The following is a 16,897-nucleotide window of genomic DNA, read 5'->3' as shown; positions in this document are numbered from 1 at the left end:
GAAATTTGGAACTGTAGGAGCGGTAGCGACCGCCTTTGTCACCGGATTTCCACCGCGAAGAGCGGAATAAATCAAGAAATCTGGGGACAACAGCGGCCGGAAGTCCAAATGTTCACCGCAGTGACGATGAAGCTTCAAGTTCAAATCTTAAGTGCATCTTATATAAGCAGAGATTCTTTATCTTTCACGCTGAAACGGAGGTAGAGGCATGGAGCTCATACTGGATAATATACGCAAGAGCTTTGACGGCAGGGAAGTACTGAAGGGCATTGACTTTACCTTTGAGCAAGGCAAAATTTATGGCCTGCTCGGCCGCAACGGCGCAGGTAAAACCTCATTGTTCAACTGCCTGAGCGGGGAGATCCGCATGGATAGCGGCGGGGCTTTTCTGCGGCGGGACGAGGTGAGTCTTCCGCTCTTGGAAGAGGAGATCGGCTACGTCTTTTCCTTGCCGATTCTGCCTGATTTCCTGACGGGCTACGAGTTTGTGAAGTTCTATATGGATATCAATAAGGACAAAATCGGGCCGGGACGAACCATTGAGGAATATTTCGATATCATCCGCTTTGAGGAGGAGGACAGGCACCGCCTGATCAAGGGCTATTCCCACGGGATGAAGAACAAGATCCAGATGCTCTGCTTCATCATTTCCCGGCCGCCGCTGATCCTGCTGGACGAGCCGTTAACCTCGTTTGATGTCGTGGTGGCCCTGGAGATCAAGAAGCTGCTGCGTGAGATGAAGCAGGACCATATCATTATTTTCTCCACCCACATTCTGCAATTGGCCGCCGATCTCTGCGATGAGCTGGTCATTCTGAATAACGGTACGCTGCGGGAGATTCCTGCTGAGACCCTGCACAGTCCGGAATTTGAGGAGCAGATCATTGCCCTGCTGAAGGATGAGGACCATGATTAGGACGCTGAAGGCGATTCTGGAAGTGCGGGGGATGTCCGGCGCGAACCGGCTCATGTTCTATGTCCGTAAGCTCCCGGTGCTTGGCAAGCGGGTCCCGGCTTCGGTCTATGCGGAGACTGCGCTTAAGCAGACCTTATCCGTTGTCGTGCATATTCTGAAGGTACTCATGGCCTTTCTGACCAAGTTTGCTTATCTCGGGATCATGATCTATCTCCCGGTGAAGTTCATCGGCAATGATATTACCTTATCCCTCTCTGTTCAGTACCAGCTCTATCTGCAGATTCTGCTGTGTCTAAGCTTCCTGGTTGGTGCGTTTTCAAGCGTTATTATTCTGGAGCCGAAGCGGGATAAATACATATTCGTGAAGCTGATGAGGCTGCCCGCTGAGAGGTATATGCGGACCACACTGACCCTGCGCGGAGTCAGCTTCTTGGTCACGTTTATTCCGGCGATGATGGTCTTCGGGAGCCTGCTGGGCGCTCCGCTGTGGCACGGGGTTGTTCTTGCGCTGTTGCTGACCTTCTGGCGGGCTGCTTGCGAGGCGCTGCATCTGTGGATTTTTGACCGCTACGGCATCGTTGTCATCAAAAAAACAGGCGTGGTCTGGACCGCTATCGGCATAGGTTACCTGCTGGCTTATATTCCATTGCTGCCCGGCTTCGCCGTGGTGGACAGCGGGATGCTGTTCAACCTGCCTGTAGTGCTGGGTGTCATGGTGCTGGGTACACTTAGTGCAGTCTATATTGCCCGGTATGCGGGCTATCAGAACGCAGTTGATGCGGTTACCAAAATAGATGATCCGCTGCTGGATATGGGACGGATGATGAAGGAGGCGCGCGTAAAAGAGGTTGCAACCCAGGAGCAGCAATACACGGCTGAGCAGCTGAAACCGGGTCCATTCGAGGGGAAAAGCGGGTATGCTTACCTGAATGCGATCTTCTTCTCGCGCCACCGGCGGCTGCTCACCAGTCCGATTCAGCGGCGGCTGGTTATTATTGGTGCGCTGTTCGCCGCCGCCTTGCTGACGATGCTGTTGTCGCATGCAACTTTTACCAAGCTGGCCCATTATCTGATCAGCGCTTTGCCGACCTTCCTGATCGTTATGAATTATACCTCCATTGGTGAACGCCTATGTAAAGCTATGTTCTACAACTGCGATCTCAGTCTGCTGCGCTACGGCTTCTACCGGGAACAATCGGCTATCCTGAGCAACTTCCGGATTCGGCTGCTGCGTCTCAGCGTGCTCAATCTGATTCCGGCGGCAGCGATCTGCCTTGCTGTCAACGTGCTGCTGCTGTTGTCCGGGGAGAGCTGGGGTGCGGCGGATGCGGTGATCTTCTGCGTGACGATCCTGGCGTTGTCCCTGTTCTTCTCGGTGCATCATCTGTTCATGTACTATATTTTCCAGCCGTACAGCACGGAGCTGAATGTGAAGAATCCGTTCTTCACGATTGTGAACAGTGTAGTGCTGGCGATAGGATTCATCGCGATGCAGTTCAGGAGTGAACCCGGGATGTTCGCTTGGGTTGTAGTGCTCTCTGCCGCTGTCTATATGCTGGCCGCTCTGGTATTGGTCTATAAATTCTCAGGCCGGACATTTAGGGTGAAATAAGCCTCCATGCTCCTTGCCGTACCCTTCTAATTTGAGATTCTTGATGTTATGATAGTAGGTATCGTGCTGCCAGAATAAATCGGGTATTCAGAATTAAAAGAGGTGTCGCAAGTGAGCAGCATTACAGTGGCCAAGGTGCTTAATAATAATGTGATCATTGCCGAGCATCCCCAGCATGCCGAGGTTGTCGTCATTGGCAAGGGGATCGGCTTCAACCGCAAAACGCGGGACCGGATCAACCTGTCCTCTGTGGAGAAGATGTTCATTCTGCGGAGCCAGGAGGAGCAGGAGCAATATAAGCAGTTGGTGCCGCAGGTTGACGAGAAGCTGATTGAGGTGGTTCAGGAGATTGTACTGCATATTATGCAGAGCAGCCGCCAGCCGCTGAACGAACATATCCATATCGCGCTTACGGACCATATTTCCTTCGCGATCCGCAGGAGCGAGCAGCATATAGCCATTCATAATCCGTTTCTGTATGAGACGCGTGAGATTTACCCCGAGGAATATAGCCTGGCGGAGTATGCGGTGGAACGCATCAATGAAGTCATGGAGGTTACGCTCCCGCCGGATGAGATCGGGTTCGTGGCCCTCCATATTGTCAGTGCGCTGAGCAACCGGCATATCTCTGAGGTGAAGCAGCATTCCCAGCTAATCGGAGATATGGTCGGGCTGGTGGAGGATAGCCTGGAATACCGCATTCCGCGAGAATCTCTGGACTATTCGAGACTGGTGACCCATTTACGGTTTGTGCTGGAACGGCTTCGCCGGGGGGAGACGGTCCGTGAGACGTCGTCGCTGGACGGATTAATGAAGCGGGAATATCCCGAGATGTACATGCTTGCCTGGAAGCTGACCAAGGTGATCGAGCAGCGTGTGCATATACCGGTCTATCCTGCGGAGGTAAGCTACCTGACGATTCATCTGCAGCGTCTTGCCCAGAAGAAGGAAGATGAGACAGGGATGGAGGAGTAGACCGGCTTTAGCGATTTTTGGGGTTGCAACTTCAAATCAATGGTGCTACAATGATCCCTGTTATGAAACAGAAGCAGAATACAAACGTGTAACTGATACGATCAGGCATGAGTGATTTACAGTATTATGGTTGTCCTGCCCCAACTCGGGGTACTCTAACGTTAGCGTTAGCCGGGCAATCTATGTGCTGTATTGCTCATGCCTTTTTTGGCTTCTGTTGAAAGAAATTTAGGAGTAGGAAGTGACCTTGAATGTTCAAAAAATTATTTGGCGTTCTGCAGAGAGTCGGTAAAGCGCTTATGCTTCCTGTTGCCATTCTGCCTGCAGCGGGCTTGCTGCTCGGAATCGGGAACATGCTGGTGAATCCGGACTTCCTGCAATACGTGCCTGCACTGGAGAATAATATAGTACAGGCCATTGCCACGGTACTAATGAACTCCGGGCAAATCGTATTCGATAACCTGTCCCTGCTCTTTGCCGTCGGCGTAGCCATCGGGCTGGCCGGAGGGGAAGGCGTAGCCGGGCTGGCAGCGATTATCGGCTTCCTGGTGATGAACGTAACCATGGGTACGGTAGTTGGTGTCAATGCTTATGTGCTAACGTGGAAGGATTTCTCGTATTCCAGTGTGCTGGGGATCCCCACCTTGCAAACCGGGGTGTTCGGTGGTATCCTGGTCGGGATATTGGCCGCATCCATGTACAAAAGGTTCTTCCGTATAGAATTGCCGTCTTATCTCGGCTTCTTCGCGGGTAAACGTTTCGTACCGATTATGACGGCAGTGACCTCCCTGATTCTCGGTCTTGCACTGACACTGGTATGGCCGCCGATCCAGCACGGTCTGAACTATGTGTCGCAGAGTATGATCAATACCAACCTGACGCTGTCGGCCTTTATCTTCGGGGTCATCGAGCGTTCCCTGATTCCGTTCGGCCTGCACCATATCTTCTATTCACCGTTCTGGTATGAATTCGGAAGTTATATTGACAAGGCGGGGGATCTTGTCCGCGGGGACCAGAGAATCTTCATGCAGCAGCTTCGTGACGGTGTGGATTTCACAGCGGGTACATTTACTACAGGTAAATATCCGTTCATGATGTTCGGCCTTCCGGCTGCGGCCCTGGCGATTTACCACGAGTCCAAGCCTGAGAACAGACGGATTGTCGGCAGCTTGATGGTCTCGGCCGCACTGACTTCGTTCCTGACAGGGATTACGGAGCCGCTGGAGTTCTCATTCCTGTTCGTAGCTCCGCTGCTGTTCGCGGTCCATGCCGTCTTTGCCGGTCTGTCCTTCATGACCATGCACATCCTTGATGTCAAAATCGGGATGACCTTCTCCGGCGGCTTCATCGACTATGTGCTGTTCGGTGTCATTCCGAACCGTACCGCCTGGTGGCTGGTGATTCCGGTAGGTCTGGTGCTTGCGGTAATCTACTACTTCGGATTCCGCTTTGTCATCCGCAAGTTCAACCTGAAGACTCCGGGACGTGAAGATGCCTCGGACGATGAGGAAGAAGTAAGCACAGAGAGTGTATCCAAGACGGGCGACGATCTCCCGCGCAACATTCTGTCTGCCCTGGGCGGCAAAGAGAACATTACCCATCTGGATGCCTGCATCACGCGTCTGCGTGTCGAAGTCAAGGACAAAGCGGGCGTAGATAAGAACCGTCTGAAGAAACTGGGTGCTTCTGGTGTTCTTGAAGTGGGTAACAACGTACAAGCGATCTTCGGAACACGTTCGGATACGATCAAGTCCCAGATTCAGGATGTGATGAACGGCAGAACACCGGCTGCTGCTCCTGTAGCGCCTAAGCCGGAGCTTGAGCAGCAGGCCGGCGAGCAGGGTGAAGCTATTATTGCCGAGGATATCGTATCCCCGGTGAACGGTGAGCTGATGGATATTACACAGGTTCCTGATGCGGTCTTCTCGCAGAAAATGACCGGTGACGGCTTCGCCTTCCTCTCTGAAGACGGCAAGATTGCTTCGCCGGTATACGGCAAGGTATTCAACGTGTTCCCGAGCAAACACGCGATCGGCATTATGTCGGACGGCGGCAAGGAAGTCCTTGTTCATATCGGGGTCAATACGGTTAAGCTTAAGGGCCAGGGCTTCACGGTTCTGGTAGAGGAAGGCGATCTGGTAGCTGCCGGACAGCCGATTATGGAAGTGGATCTGGAGTACGTGAAGGCCCATGCACCTTCCGTCATTTCCCCGGTTATTTTCTCCAATCTGCCTGAAGGCTCCTCCGTTACCCTGAAGAAGCCGGGTAAAGTGGTCATCGGCGATAAAGATATCATCACCATTCAGTAAAATGTGCAAAGGCGAAACGCTTCCATTATAATGAAGGGAAGCGTAAGCCTTCACCATAATTAAGATCCCAAATTAACAGAAAGCGAGTTGGATATTATTATGCAAACAACTTTCAGAATTATTGACGAAGATGGAATTCACGCACGTCCGGCAACAGCGCTGGTAAATACAGCTACAAAATTCAAAGGCACCGAGGCTTTTGCGGAAGCCAAAGGCAAAAAAGTAACACTCAAGTCGATCCTGGGCGTTCTGTCCCTGGGCCTTGAAGCAGGAGATACCCTTACCCTGATTACTGAAGGCAGTGAAGAAGCCGAAGCACTCAGCGCACTACAAGAGATTATGGTTAAAGAAGGGCTGGGAGAGGTCCATGAATAAAATTTCAGGAATCGCGGCTTCCGCAGGTATTGCAGTAGCCCGTGCCTTTATCCTGGAACATCCGGACTATACCATTACCAAAACAGCAATTACTGATGTAGATGCTGAGCTTGCGAAGCTGAAGGATGCCCTGGACAAATCTAGAGGCGAGCTTCAGGCGATCAAAGAGCGTACCCTGGCTGAGCTTGGCGAGAAGAAGGCGGAGATTTTTGAATCCCATCTGCTGATCCTTGATGACCCTGAGCTGATTACGCCTGTAATGGATAAAATCCGTGAGGAATCGGTGAATGCGGACTATGCCTTGAATGAAGTAGCCACCCAGTTTGTAGAAATGTTCCAGAACATGAAAAGCGCGTACCTGCAGGAACGTGCAGCCGATATGCGTGACGTCACCAAACGTGTGCTGAACCACCTGCTTGGCATTCACTATGTGAGCCCGGCAGAAATCAGTGAAGAGGTTATCGTCATTGCGATGGACTTGACACCTTCGGATACCGCACAGCTTAACCGCAATTTCGTCAAAGGCTTCACGACCAACATCGGCGGCCGGACTTCCCACTCGGCGATTATGGCCCGTTCCCTGGAGATTCCGGCAGTTGTAGGGACCAAGAATGTCTTGTCCCTGGTCAAATCCGGCGATCTGATCATCGTTGATGGTCTGAACGGCGATGTGCTGATCAACCCTTCGGAAGCCGAAGTTGCTGAGTACACTGCGAAGCAGGCAGCCTATGATCTGCAGATTGCTGAGTGGAAGAAGCTCCGTGATGAGCCTACCGTATCCGCTGACGGCAAGCATGTAGAGCTGGCTGCCAATATCGGTACTCCGAATGATGTCACTGGCGTGATTGAGAACGGCGGAGAAGGCGTAGGCTTGTACCGTACAGAGTTCCTGTACATGGGCCGCGACAAGCTGCCTTCTGAAGAGATTCAGTACAATGCCTACCGCACTGTGCTTGAGAACATGCAAGGCAAGCCGGTAGTGGTGCGTACGCTGGATATCGGCGGGGACAAGGAATTGCCTTATCTGGATCTGCCGAAGGAAATGAATCCGTTCCTGGGCTTCCGGGCGATCCGTCTCTGTCTGGACCGTCAGGATATCTTCCGCACCCAGCTTCGTGCCTTGCTGCGAGCAAGCGCACACGGTGACCTCCGGATTATGTTCCCGATGATCGCCACCCTTGGCGAATTCCGTGCAGCCCGTGACCTGCTGCTGGAAGAAAAAGCCAAGCTGCGTGAAGAAGGCAAGGAAGTGTCGGACAACATTCAGCTCGGTATCATGGTTGAGATTCCTTCGACTGCTGTGCTGGCGGACCAGTTCGCCAAAGAAGTGGATTTCTTCAGTATCGGCACCAACGACCTTATCCAATATACAATGGCTGCGGACCGTATGAATGAACGGGTATCCTACCTGTATCAGCCATACAACCCGGCGATTCTGCGTCTGGTCAAAATCGTGATCGACGCTGCACACGCCGAAGGCAAATGGACCGGCATGTGCGGTGAAATGGCCGGTGACTCTACAGCTATTCCTCTGCTGCTGGGTCTGGGCCTGGATGAATTCAGCATGAGCGCTACCTCCATCCTTCCGGCGCGCAGCCAGATCGCTAAGCTCTCTGCTGCGGACATGAAGGACATGGCCGCCCAGGCGCTGCAGCTCGGCACTGCCGAGGAAGTAGCGGCACTGGTGCAAGCCCGCGTGAATTAATCCGTTCGTCTGTTTACGCTTCACACTTTTCCAACTACTTTGCCGGCCTCCGATCTCGGGGGCCGTTTTTTTATTTTTTAGTTTAAAACAAACTGGGAACAGCTTGTTCTGGCAGCATTTTATATAATAAATCCATTACCGGGCAGATTGAAGGATTAAGTTCCCGAGTTCAGTCTTTACAGCTTTGGAGGGTGGTTTATAGTGCAGAGGTTTAGTGCGTCACAGATTTATTTGTTCATCGTTTTTATGATGTCATTGGCAAGCAGTACGATATTTACAACCTACAGTATTTATTATGTTTCTGAGCTGCGGTTAAATCCGTTTCAACTGGTGCTGGTGGGAACGGTACTGGAGATAACGGTGCTTATATTCGAGGGGATTACCGGGGTGGTTGCTGATACATACAGCCGCAGACTGTCGGTTATTATTGGAATGTTCGTGCTGGGAAGTGCTTTTGTCCTGGAAGGGAGTATTATCTGGATCATGCAGCCGGCTTCCTTTCTCCCCGCATTTGGCTGGCTGGTGGTCTCCCAGATGCTGTTTGGAATCGGCTGGACGTTCGTCAGCGGGGCAGATACGGCCTGGATTGTTGATGAGCTGGATGAGGAGTCAACGGGAAGCCTCTTTCTGCGTTCCAAAATCTTTGCGTTAAGCGCTTCTCTCCTGGGCATCGCCATCGGCGTAGGTTTAACCATGCTGGCGCCTAATATGCCATTTTTGGCGGGCGGAGTTTTCTATTTCATCCTGGGATTGATCTTGATCCGCTATATGAAGGAAACGGGGTTCACCCGCAGGGAGCGTGCGCTTCATTCGTCTCCTGTCCGTGAGCTGGGCAAGACCTGGATCAGCGGTGCATCCATACTAAGGCATCATCCGCTGCTTCTGCTGCTGACCGTTGTAACTTTATTTAGTGGTGCTGCGTCTGAAGGATATGACCGCCTGTGGCAAGTCTATCTGATGAATGAAGTCGGCTTTCCGGAGACGGTGTTCTCTGTGGCAACAGGGTTCGGGCTGATCAATGCAGCAACGACCCTTCTGGGTATGCTGGCTGTCTATATTGCCGGAAAGGTCATTGATTTGGAGCGGGAGCGCCAGGTAGCGGCCGCCTTGTTCCTGCTGACATTACTCCGCATGGGCTGTATTCTGCTGCTGGTGTTTGCACCTGATTTCTACTGGGCCATTGGGGCTGTGCTGATCCTGGGGGTAGTGACTTCCGTGAGCGAACCTGTCTATACGACCTGGCTGAACACGAAGCTGCCGTCACAGAACCGCGCCACCCTGTTGTCCATGATCAGTCAATCCGATGCCCTGGGCCAGAGCGCAGGCGGTCCGGCTGTGGGTTACATCGGCAGCAGGATCTCCATCAGAGCTTCGCTGCTGTCCGCAGGCATCCTCTTGCTTCCTGTCATCGCTTTATATGGAAGGCTGCTGCGGAAGCGGTCCGTATGATCTGGAAGATTTTACAATTGTAATCGGGCGGTGAGACAAGTATACTTCCGATTAACTAGCGGCTATAACTTAATTAGCTTAAATCCCGGGAACTGAATGCCGATATAGGGTATATCACAGGGGTACAAATCTACCCTTAACCCAAACCTGTGACTATAATGTTACATATTATACAATGAACCCTTTGAAGGAAATCCCGCGTAATCCGCTTGCAGAGCAGTGCAAGTACAAGTATTAGTTGTGCATGATGTGGATATAGCTTGAAAGTAATAGAATGATTCGTTTTCCGGGGAATATGGCGGAGAGCATTAGGATGGTGAATGTCAATGAATAGCAATTATATCGAAGCAGAGCCCGTAATTGAGACCTATGAAGGCAATGACCTCGGTTTAACGTATACTGCGGAATTCTGTGTATTCAAAGTCTGGGCACCTACTGCATTTACAGTATCGCTTGTATTGTATGCTACAGGCGGCCACGGGATCACTCCCCAGGATGGAAAGGTTAAGGACGGCGGCAAAATCCTTGGCATGCAGCGCTCTGAGGGCGGGGTGTGGGAGATCCGGGTTCCCGGTAACCTGAAGGGTAAATATTATATGTACCGGGCCGTATTTGCCGACGGATCTATTAATGAAGCGGCAGATCCATATGCAACTGCTGTATCGGCTAATGGCCTGCGTACGGCGATTGTGGATCTGGCGGAGACGGACCCGGAGGGCTGGGACCGCGATGCTTCTCCAGTTCTGCCGCATCCGGCTGATGCTATCATCTATGAGCTGCATGTACGGGACTTCTCGGCACATCAGAGCTCTTGTCTTAAGCACGCAGGGAAATTCAAAGCATTCACCGAAACAGGACTGCGGGATGCTGCGGGTCATGCGCTGGGCATTGACCATCTGGCAGAGCTGGGTATTACCCATGTGCATCTGATGCCGGTCTTCGACTATCAGACAGTGGATGAGCTGGGGACTCCGGGTGAAGAACCGGCGTCTGCGGTCTTCACGGACTATAACTGGGGATATGATCCGCAGCATTATAATGTGCCGGAGGGCTCCTACAGCACAGATCCGGCTAACCCGCTTACCCGTATCCGTGAATTCAAGGAGATGGTACAGGCGCTCCACAGCCATGGCATCTCGGTCATTATGGATGTGGTCTACAATCATACGTATGGTCTGGAGAAGGGGCCCTTCCAGCCGCTGGTGCCGGATTATTATTACCGTCACGACCAGAGCGGCAGGCTCTCGAACGGCTCGGGTGTCGGCAATGAGCTGGCTACGGAACGGCCGATGGTCCGCAAATATATCAAGGATTCGTTGTCCTACTGGGCTTCGGAATACCATATCGACGGGTTCCGCTTCGATCTGATGGGACTGATGGACAGTGTAACCATGCGTGAGATTACCGAAGAGCTGCGGCTGGAGATTAATCCGGATCTGCTGCTCTACGGTGAGCCTTGGACAGGCGGAGACTCTCCGCTTGCAACCAAGACACTGAAGGGCGTTCAGCGCGGTAAAGGCTATGCCGTCTTCAATGACAACTTCCGCGCTGCCCTTAAGGGAGACAGTGACGGCTGGGGCAAGGGCTTCGCTACCGGAGAATACGGCAAAGAAGGCGCAGTGGCTTCCGGGGTGAAAGGGGCCATTCATGAATTCACCGATGCGCCTGTAGAGACGGTCAACTATGTAACCGCACATGATAATCTTAATCTGTGGGACAAAATTCTGGCTACCCAGGGACTCCGCGGGGAAGCCGGGCTGCCGGATCTGGAGAATGGCAGACTCCGGGGCGGAGGTGATCTTCAGGCCGCAGTGGAGCGGGCTAATCCTTACTTTGCCGTTGATCCCGAGGATGTGCTGGAGAATGAGACGGTCCGCCGTTCCTTGCTGGCTAACGGAATCATTCTGACCTCGCAGGGAATTCCGTTCCTCCATGCCGGGGATGAGCTGCTTCGCAGCAAATACGGTGATCATAACAGCTACCGCAGCCCTGATTGTATCAACGCGATCCGCTGGGAGAACAAGAAGAGGTTCATTGCGGTATTTAACTATTACAAAGGCCTGATTGAGCTGCGGCGGAGCCATCCGGCTTTCCGCCTGCACGGCCGCCAGGAGATTGAGCGCAGCCTTGAGTTCCTGCGCTGTGACGGCGGCGTTGTCGCCTATATGCTGAAGAATCATGCCGGCGGCGATTCATGGAGTAATATAGTGGTGGTCTACAATGCCAACATGGAACCAGTCACCCAGTATCTCCCGGAAGCTTCCGGGGGCTGGAACATCGTAGTTGATCATACCCATGCCGGACCGGAGGCCTTCCGGCAGACGGATAGCGGCAGCATTGAGATTGCCGGACTGTCGATGATGGTACTCTATGATAAATATGGTGAACCCGAGCCAAGATCGAAGGTAGTGGAGGTTCATTATGAACGGCCGGATGGCGATTACCGGGGCTGGAATCTCTGGGTATGGGGTACAGGCATACAGGATGGACAACGGGACTTCCAGCACATGGAGGACGGCCATGCGGTCGCGCGGATTGAGGTGCTGCCGGAGACGTCTTCGATCGGCTACATTCTCCGGCTGAACGACTGGGAACAGAAGGACGGCGCCGGAGACCGCTTCATCGACTGCTCCGGCAGCGAGGAGCCGGTTAAGGTCAGGGTCAGCGACCGCCGGCAGGCGGACGAGGGCCACGCCGATGTGGTCCATGGCGAATTGAGCCACTCCGAAGGACCGCTTGAGCGGAGCGGTTGAGTCGTGAGTTAGAAGCTGGAGCTTGGAGCTAAGGCTGAGAGCTAAGAGCTAAGAGCTAAGAGCTGAGAGCTAAAAGCTAAAAGCTAAAAGCTATTCTGCTTGTCCCCCTTTTTAGGGGGCGCAGGATAGCTTTTTTATTGTGAGGTAGATTTGAAATGAAAGGGATAAATCCCTCTGAATGTGCCGGAAAGTGGGCTAAGTGTGGAAATGAAAAGGATAAATCCCTCTGAATGTGCCGGAAGTGGGCTAAGTGTGGAAATGAAAGGGATAAATCCCTCTGAATGCGCCGAAAGTAGGCTAAGTGTGGAAATGAGAGGGATAAATCCCTCTGAATGCGCCGAAAGTGGGCAGAGTGAGGGAATGAAAGGGATTTATCCCTCTGAATTAGCTGGACGCGGGCCAAATGAGTAAATGAGGGGTAATAGTGCACCTGAATGCGCCGGGTGCTGGCCAAATATGAAAATGAAGAGCATTAGTGCACCTGAATCCGCCGAACGTGGGCCAAATGAGTAAATGAAGAGCATTAGTGCACCTGAATCCGCCGAACGTGGGCCAAATGAGTAAATGAAGAGCATTAGTGCACCTGAATTCGCAGAACGCTGGCCAAATGAGTAAATGAAGAGCATTAGTGCACCTGAATGCGCCGGGTCCGGGCCAAATGTGGAAATAAAGAGCATTAGTGCACCTGAATGCGCCGGGTGCTGGCCAAATGAGTAAATGAGGGGTATTAATGCACCTGAATACGCCGGGTGCGGGCCAAATGAGTAAATGAAGAGCATTAGTGCACCTGAATCCGCCGAACGCGGGCTAAATGAACAACAGAGCGCCAGAGCAACTGAGAGGAGTAAGCGGCCACATACAACCCTTCTAAAATCCAACAAACAGGGGAGTTTCATCAGCCACAGCATGGCTTTTGAAACTCCCGCTGTTTGTTATTGCCTAAGTCGGACATATGTGCTATTTCCGCTGGTCGTTATATTTTTTATCCACATGCTCACTGTACAGGTTAGCCTCGTTGCCGCCATGGTTCTTGGAGCGGTACATTGCCAGATCGGCGGCACGGAGCAGCTCGTTGATGCTGCTGCCATGCTGCGGGTACAGGGCGACGCCAATGCTGGCTGAGGTATGGAAGCTGGAGCCTTGGTTGACGGACCACGACTTATTGAACAACTGGAGCAGACGGTTCAGCATCTCATCCAGTATTTGCGGGCTGGTGAACCGGTGCAGCACCACGGCGAATTCATCACCGCCGATCCGGAAGGCCTGGCCGGAGCCCTTCACAGTCTGCTGCAGTTCCCGTGAGAGCATCTGCAGGAATTCATCCCCGGCAAGATGGCCGAGCGTATCATTAAGCTGCTTGAACCGGTCGCAGTCCAGTAGCGCCACGGCGATTTCCTGTCTGCGCTCCTCGGGCTGGTTAATCAGGTTCTCCATGTACATTTTGAAATGGGCACGGTTGGGAATCGCTGTCAGATGATCATAGAAGGCCAGCTTGTGCAGCCGCTCCTCATATTGCTTGCGCTGGGTAATCTCACGCGATACCAGCATGAACTGCGCCGGGAAAGCGCGGCTGCCCGCAATAGGTGTAACTTTGGTCTCCAGCCAGACCCAGTGGCCTTCGGCCGAACGCATGCGCAGCTCGGATATTCTCGGTGCGGACTGAATGACACTTTTCAGCTTAGCCCAAGAGATTTCGGCTTCACGTATATAGTTGGAGAGCGGAGCCCCCTTACTCGGCACATAACCAAGCGCAGTTGCATGGGAGGGGGAAGCATACAGAATCAGACCATTCGGGTCCGTTAGAATAATAAAGTCAGACATCGTCTCGCCGATCAGCTGATACAGCGATTTCTCTTCCCGCATTTCATTCTGCAGGGAGATCAGTCGGCGGGAGAGATAGATGATAAGCAGCACGAGCAGAAACAGGAACAGGGAGTAGATGGCGAACAGCGAGCTTTTGAGGTTATTGAACTCCAGCATGACCTGACTGGCATAATTGTCGATCATATCCTCTGCGTTATCCAGACGTCCTCTCACTTCGTTCAATTGGGTATGTACGGCGAGGGCGGAGTAGGATTCAGCATTCCAATCGCTCTGGACCCGGCGCGAGATCAGCTCCCGGCCGCTATCCTTCCAGTCGGCAAGCGTAGCCCCGAAGTGGTCCAGCTCGCTTCTCAGCTCATCCAGCAGCAGCTCACTCTGCTTCATTCCATTGAACGGGCTCTCCACGGAGTCCAGATTATATCTGGCGGTACTGACCCGCTGCTGCGCCTGGGCATTATTATCCTCGAATTCTTGAGATAACTTACTGCGCTGCGCACCGTTCAGATTCCCGCTAACCGAAGACTGAAGCGCCAGAGCAGCCTGATACAGATCTCGGTCGGCATTCAGAATGAGCTCGGAGTTCAGGTATACGTCACTGTATAAGGAGTCCGATAATTTGTTCATTGTATGATTCAGATACAGCAAGGAAGCCACACTGATACCAACCAGAAGAACGGAGATGGAGGTGAATAATAGGATTAGTCTGCGTGTACTTGTGATTTCGGAAAAAACTGCCACTGTCATCCTCTCCCCGCACAAAACTTTTACAAATCTCAATGGTGTAGCTTGGATGCATGCGGAACTTATCCTAATTGCGGAATAAGGCATCTTGCAGGCATGAAAAAGAGAGTTATGTTAGCGAGTCCTAGGAAGCAGGGGAAGAAGGAGGCAATGAAAACACAAAGTTCCGGTTTGATCGCGGTTTCTTTTCACCAGTATATAGGACATCCCTTAAGCAGAGCAATTGCTGAAATAAGACATATTCCTTGCAGCCGATAGAAGAACTATTATGTATAACTTACTACTATATAAATATTCTGAATAAATATTCTGACCTTTGAGTCCTATTACCCACTTTTACTGCAAACGATACCCCTAAGGCATCAATTCTGCATTAAAATTATGCTAAGCCGTTTGACCCGTCAGCCCCGCATTCATCGAAAGACTTGTAAATTGAGCAGAGGTGTAATCTGTAGCATACCTTCCGGGGCGCCTTGTTGTGCAGTGCGTACTAAGGGCGTATTCATGCTTGTCAAAATGTCTGTTTTTGCATATAATAAATAGACATATCTTCTGAATGTGAAGATCGAAGTTTAAGTTATTCATCCACAAAATGCATTGATGGAGAAAAGTACGCAGTGCCTGGCTTACAGGGAGGAAGCGCCGCAGATTGAGAGCGTTTCTAAGAGAGCAGAGCTGCCGAAGTTCACTCCGGAGCAGTTCCCTGAATTCCGTTCAAGGCTTCCTTGAGCGTGATAGTAGGGGGGACCGGCCGCAGACCGTTAGTTCTGTATAAAGTGAGACAGGTCTCCGCTAGACCATAAGAGGGAATATTACTCTTATAGGGAAGCGTACCGGCCGTCTAACAAGGGTGGTACCACGGTCTTTTCGTCCCTTTACCGGGAGGAAAGGCCTTTTTTTGTTGAACAATATGAGATTTGAGGGGGCAGTACAAGCCATGAAAGAAAAATTGGAAGCACTGAAGGCTGAGGCGCTGGAGAAGCTACAGGCGGTAACCGATCCGCAGATGCTGAATGAGCTGCGCGTCAAATACCTGGGTAAAAAGGGTGAGCTTACAGAGGTTCTGCGCGGCATGGGCGGACTAAGCGCGGAGGAGCGTCCGGTGATTGGCCAAGTGGCCAATCTGGTGCGCAGTGCCATCGAAGAGGTTATCGGCACGAAGCAGGAGCTGTTCCAGCAGCAGGAGACCCAGAATCGCCTGAATGCGGAGAAGGTCGATGTTACCCTGCAAGGCCGCGGCCTGCCGCAAGGGGGGATTCATCCGCTCAGCCGGGTGATCCAGGAGATCGAGGATATTTTCATCGGCATGGGCTACCAGGTTGCAGAAGGACCGGAAGTGGAGACAGACTACTATAACTTCGAGGCTCTGAATCTGCCGAAGAACCATCCGGCCCGTGATATGCAGGATTCCTTCTATATTACAGAAGACATTCTTATGCGCACACAGACCTCGCCGGTTCAGATCCGTACCATGCAGGCGATGAATGGTGAGACTCCGGTCAAAGTGATCTGTCCGGGCAAAGTATTCCGCCGTGACGATGACGATGCGACCCACTCCTTCCAGTTCCATCAGATTGAAGGCCTGGTGATCGGCCGCAATATCCGCATGAGCGATCTGAAGGGCACCCTGCAGCAGTTCATGAAGGAGATGTTCGGGCCTAGTGCAGGCATCCGCCTGCGTCCAAGCTTCTTCCCGTTCACCGAGCCGAGTGTTGAGGTGGATGTGAGCTGTTTCAAATGCGGCGGCGAAGGCTGCCGTCTCTGCAAGCAGAGCGGCTGGCTGGAAATTCTCGGCGCCGGCATGGTGCATCCGAATGTGCTGCGGATGGGCGGCTACGACCCTGAGATCTACAGCGGCTTCGCGTTCGGCATGGGTGCGGAACGGATTGCCATGCTGAAATACGGCATCGACGACATCCGTTATTTCTATACGAATGATATGGGATTTGTGAAGCAGTTCAAGGGTATTTAGGGATTTGGCGGCTGTGCGTGGAGGGCGTGTTGGACGCTTGTATGAAAAGGTGATGAGGTACTGGGTTACTTTGTATCTAAGACTGCAATAGAAAGAACCGGAGGGGAATTTTGGAACTGGAGGAGCGTTAGCGACCGCCTGAAAGCTTTCCGCAGGAAAGCTCACTTCGGAAGCATATGCTAGGATTGAATTTCTACTGCAGCCAGCAGTGTAATCAGGAAATTCAATCCTAACAGCGGCCGGAAGTCCAAATATTCTCTGGAGGT

General features: G+C 52.2%; 10 protein-coding genes and 1 other annotated feature. Of the genes, 9 read left to right on the top strand and 1 reads right to left on the bottom strand.

Annotated elements, in window-relative coordinates; translation table 11 throughout:
• The first annotated feature begins 208 nt into the window (after positions 1–208).
• The 8 genes from HQN87_RS23220 (at position 209) to pulA (ending at position 12,094) form a co-directional block, all read left to right on the top strand.
• Positions 209–916 carry an ABC transporter ATP-binding protein gene (locus tag HQN87_RS23220; protein WP_173138124.1) on the top strand — a complete coding sequence of 236 codons (708 nt, stop codon included), beginning with the start codon at positions 209–211 and terminating at the stop codon, positions 914–916.
• Positions 909–2,528 carry a hypothetical protein gene (locus HQN87_RS23215; RefSeq protein ID WP_173138122.1) on the top strand — a complete coding sequence of 540 codons (1,620 nt, stop codon included), beginning with the start codon at positions 909–911 and terminating at the stop codon, positions 2,526–2,528. The genes HQN87_RS23220 and HQN87_RS23215 overlap by 8 nt, the downstream gene beginning before the upstream one ends.
• A 111-nt stretch (positions 2,529–2,639) precedes the next feature.
• Positions 2,640–3,503 (top strand): glucose PTS transporter transcription antiterminator GlcT, encoded by an 864-nt coding sequence (gene glcT / locus HQN87_RS23210; RefSeq protein ID WP_173138120.1) that lies wholly within the window; start codon positions 2,640–2,642, stop codon positions 3,501–3,503.
• Between the two features lie 251 nt (positions 3,504–3,754).
• Positions 3,755–5,812 (top strand): glucose-specific PTS transporter subunit IIBC, encoded by a 2,058-nt coding sequence (gene ptsG, locus HQN87_RS23205; RefSeq protein ID WP_173138118.1) that lies wholly within the window; start codon positions 3,755–3,757, stop codon positions 5,810–5,812.
• Positions 5,813–5,911: 99 nt separating this feature from the next.
• Positions 5,912–6,187, top strand: a complete 276-nt coding sequence (locus HQN87_RS23200) for an HPr family phosphocarrier protein (RefSeq protein WP_039309348.1) — start codon at positions 5,912–5,914, stop codon at positions 6,185–6,187.
• Positions 6,180–7,892 (top strand): phosphoenolpyruvate--protein phosphotransferase, encoded by a 1,713-nt coding sequence (gene ptsP, locus HQN87_RS23195; RefSeq protein ID WP_173138116.1) that lies wholly within the window; start codon positions 6,180–6,182, stop codon positions 7,890–7,892. The genes HQN87_RS23200 and ptsP overlap by 8 nt, the downstream gene beginning before the upstream one ends.
• A gap of 201 nt (positions 7,893–8,093) precedes the next feature.
• Positions 8,094–9,341, top strand: a complete 1,248-nt coding sequence (locus HQN87_RS23190) for an MFS transporter (RefSeq protein ID WP_367272784.1) — start codon at positions 8,094–8,096, stop codon at positions 9,339–9,341.
• 326 nt (positions 9,342–9,667) lie between these two features.
• Complete coding sequence (pulA, locus tag HQN87_RS23185) at positions 9,668–12,094, top strand: type I pullulanase (RefSeq protein WP_173138111.1); 2,427 nt, start codon at positions 9,668–9,670, stop codon at positions 12,092–12,094.
• Between the two features lie 957 nt (positions 12,095–13,051).
• Here pulA and HQN87_RS33080 read toward each other — a convergent pair.
• Positions 13,052–14,656 carry a diguanylate cyclase domain-containing protein gene (locus HQN87_RS33080; RefSeq protein ID WP_173138109.1) on the bottom strand — a complete coding sequence of 535 codons (1,605 nt, stop codon included), beginning with the start codon at positions 14,654–14,656 and terminating at the stop codon, positions 13,052–13,054.
• 591 nt (positions 14,657–15,247) lie between these two features.
• Positions 15,248–15,537: a binding site (T-box leader), on the top strand.
• A 59-nt stretch (positions 15,538–15,596) separates the two neighbouring features.
• On the opposite strand from HQN87_RS33080, the gene pheS reads away from it, so the two are divergent.
• On the top strand, positions 15,597–16,631 hold the full coding sequence (gene pheS / locus HQN87_RS23175; RefSeq protein WP_173138107.1) for a phenylalanine--tRNA ligase subunit alpha: 1,035 nt from the start codon (positions 15,597–15,599) through the stop codon (positions 16,629–16,631).
• Positions 16,632–16,897 lie beyond the last annotated feature (266 nt).

This window comes from Paenibacillus tritici (assembly GCF_013204885.1).
GTDB classification, from domain to species: Bacteria; Bacillota; Bacilli; order Paenibacillales; family Paenibacillaceae; genus Paenibacillus_AQ; species Paenibacillus_AQ tritici.
The sequence above is the reverse complement of the archived record's forward strand: the minus strand, read 5'-3'. Positions and strand labels throughout refer to the sequence as shown.

Excerpts from the sequence above, each read along its gene's own strand:
- HQN87_RS23220 (WP_173138124.1), top strand. The coding sequence starts at position 209 with ATGGAGCTCATACTGGATAATATACGCAAGAGCTTTGACGGCAGGGAA.
- HQN87_RS23215 (WP_173138122.1), top strand. The coding sequence starts at position 909 with ATGATTAGGACGCTGAAGGCGATTCTGGAAGTGCGGGGGATGTCCGGC.
- ptsG (WP_173138118.1), top strand. The coding sequence starts at position 3,755 with ATGTTCAAAAAATTATTTGGCGTTCTGCAGAGAGTCGGTAAAGCGCTT.
- HQN87_RS23200 (WP_039309348.1), top strand. The coding sequence starts at position 5,912 with ATGCAAACAACTTTCAGAATTATTGACGAAGATGGAATTCACGCACGT.
- ptsP (WP_173138116.1), top strand. The coding sequence starts at position 6,180 with ATGAATAAAATTTCAGGAATCGCGGCTTCCGCAGGTATTGCAGTAGCC.
- pulA (WP_173138111.1), top strand. The coding sequence starts at position 9,668 with ATGAATAGCAATTATATCGAAGCAGAGCCCGTAATTGAGACCTATGAA.
- pheS (WP_173138107.1), top strand. The coding sequence starts at position 15,597 with ATGAAAGAAAAATTGGAAGCACTGAAGGCTGAGGCGCTGGAGAAGCTA.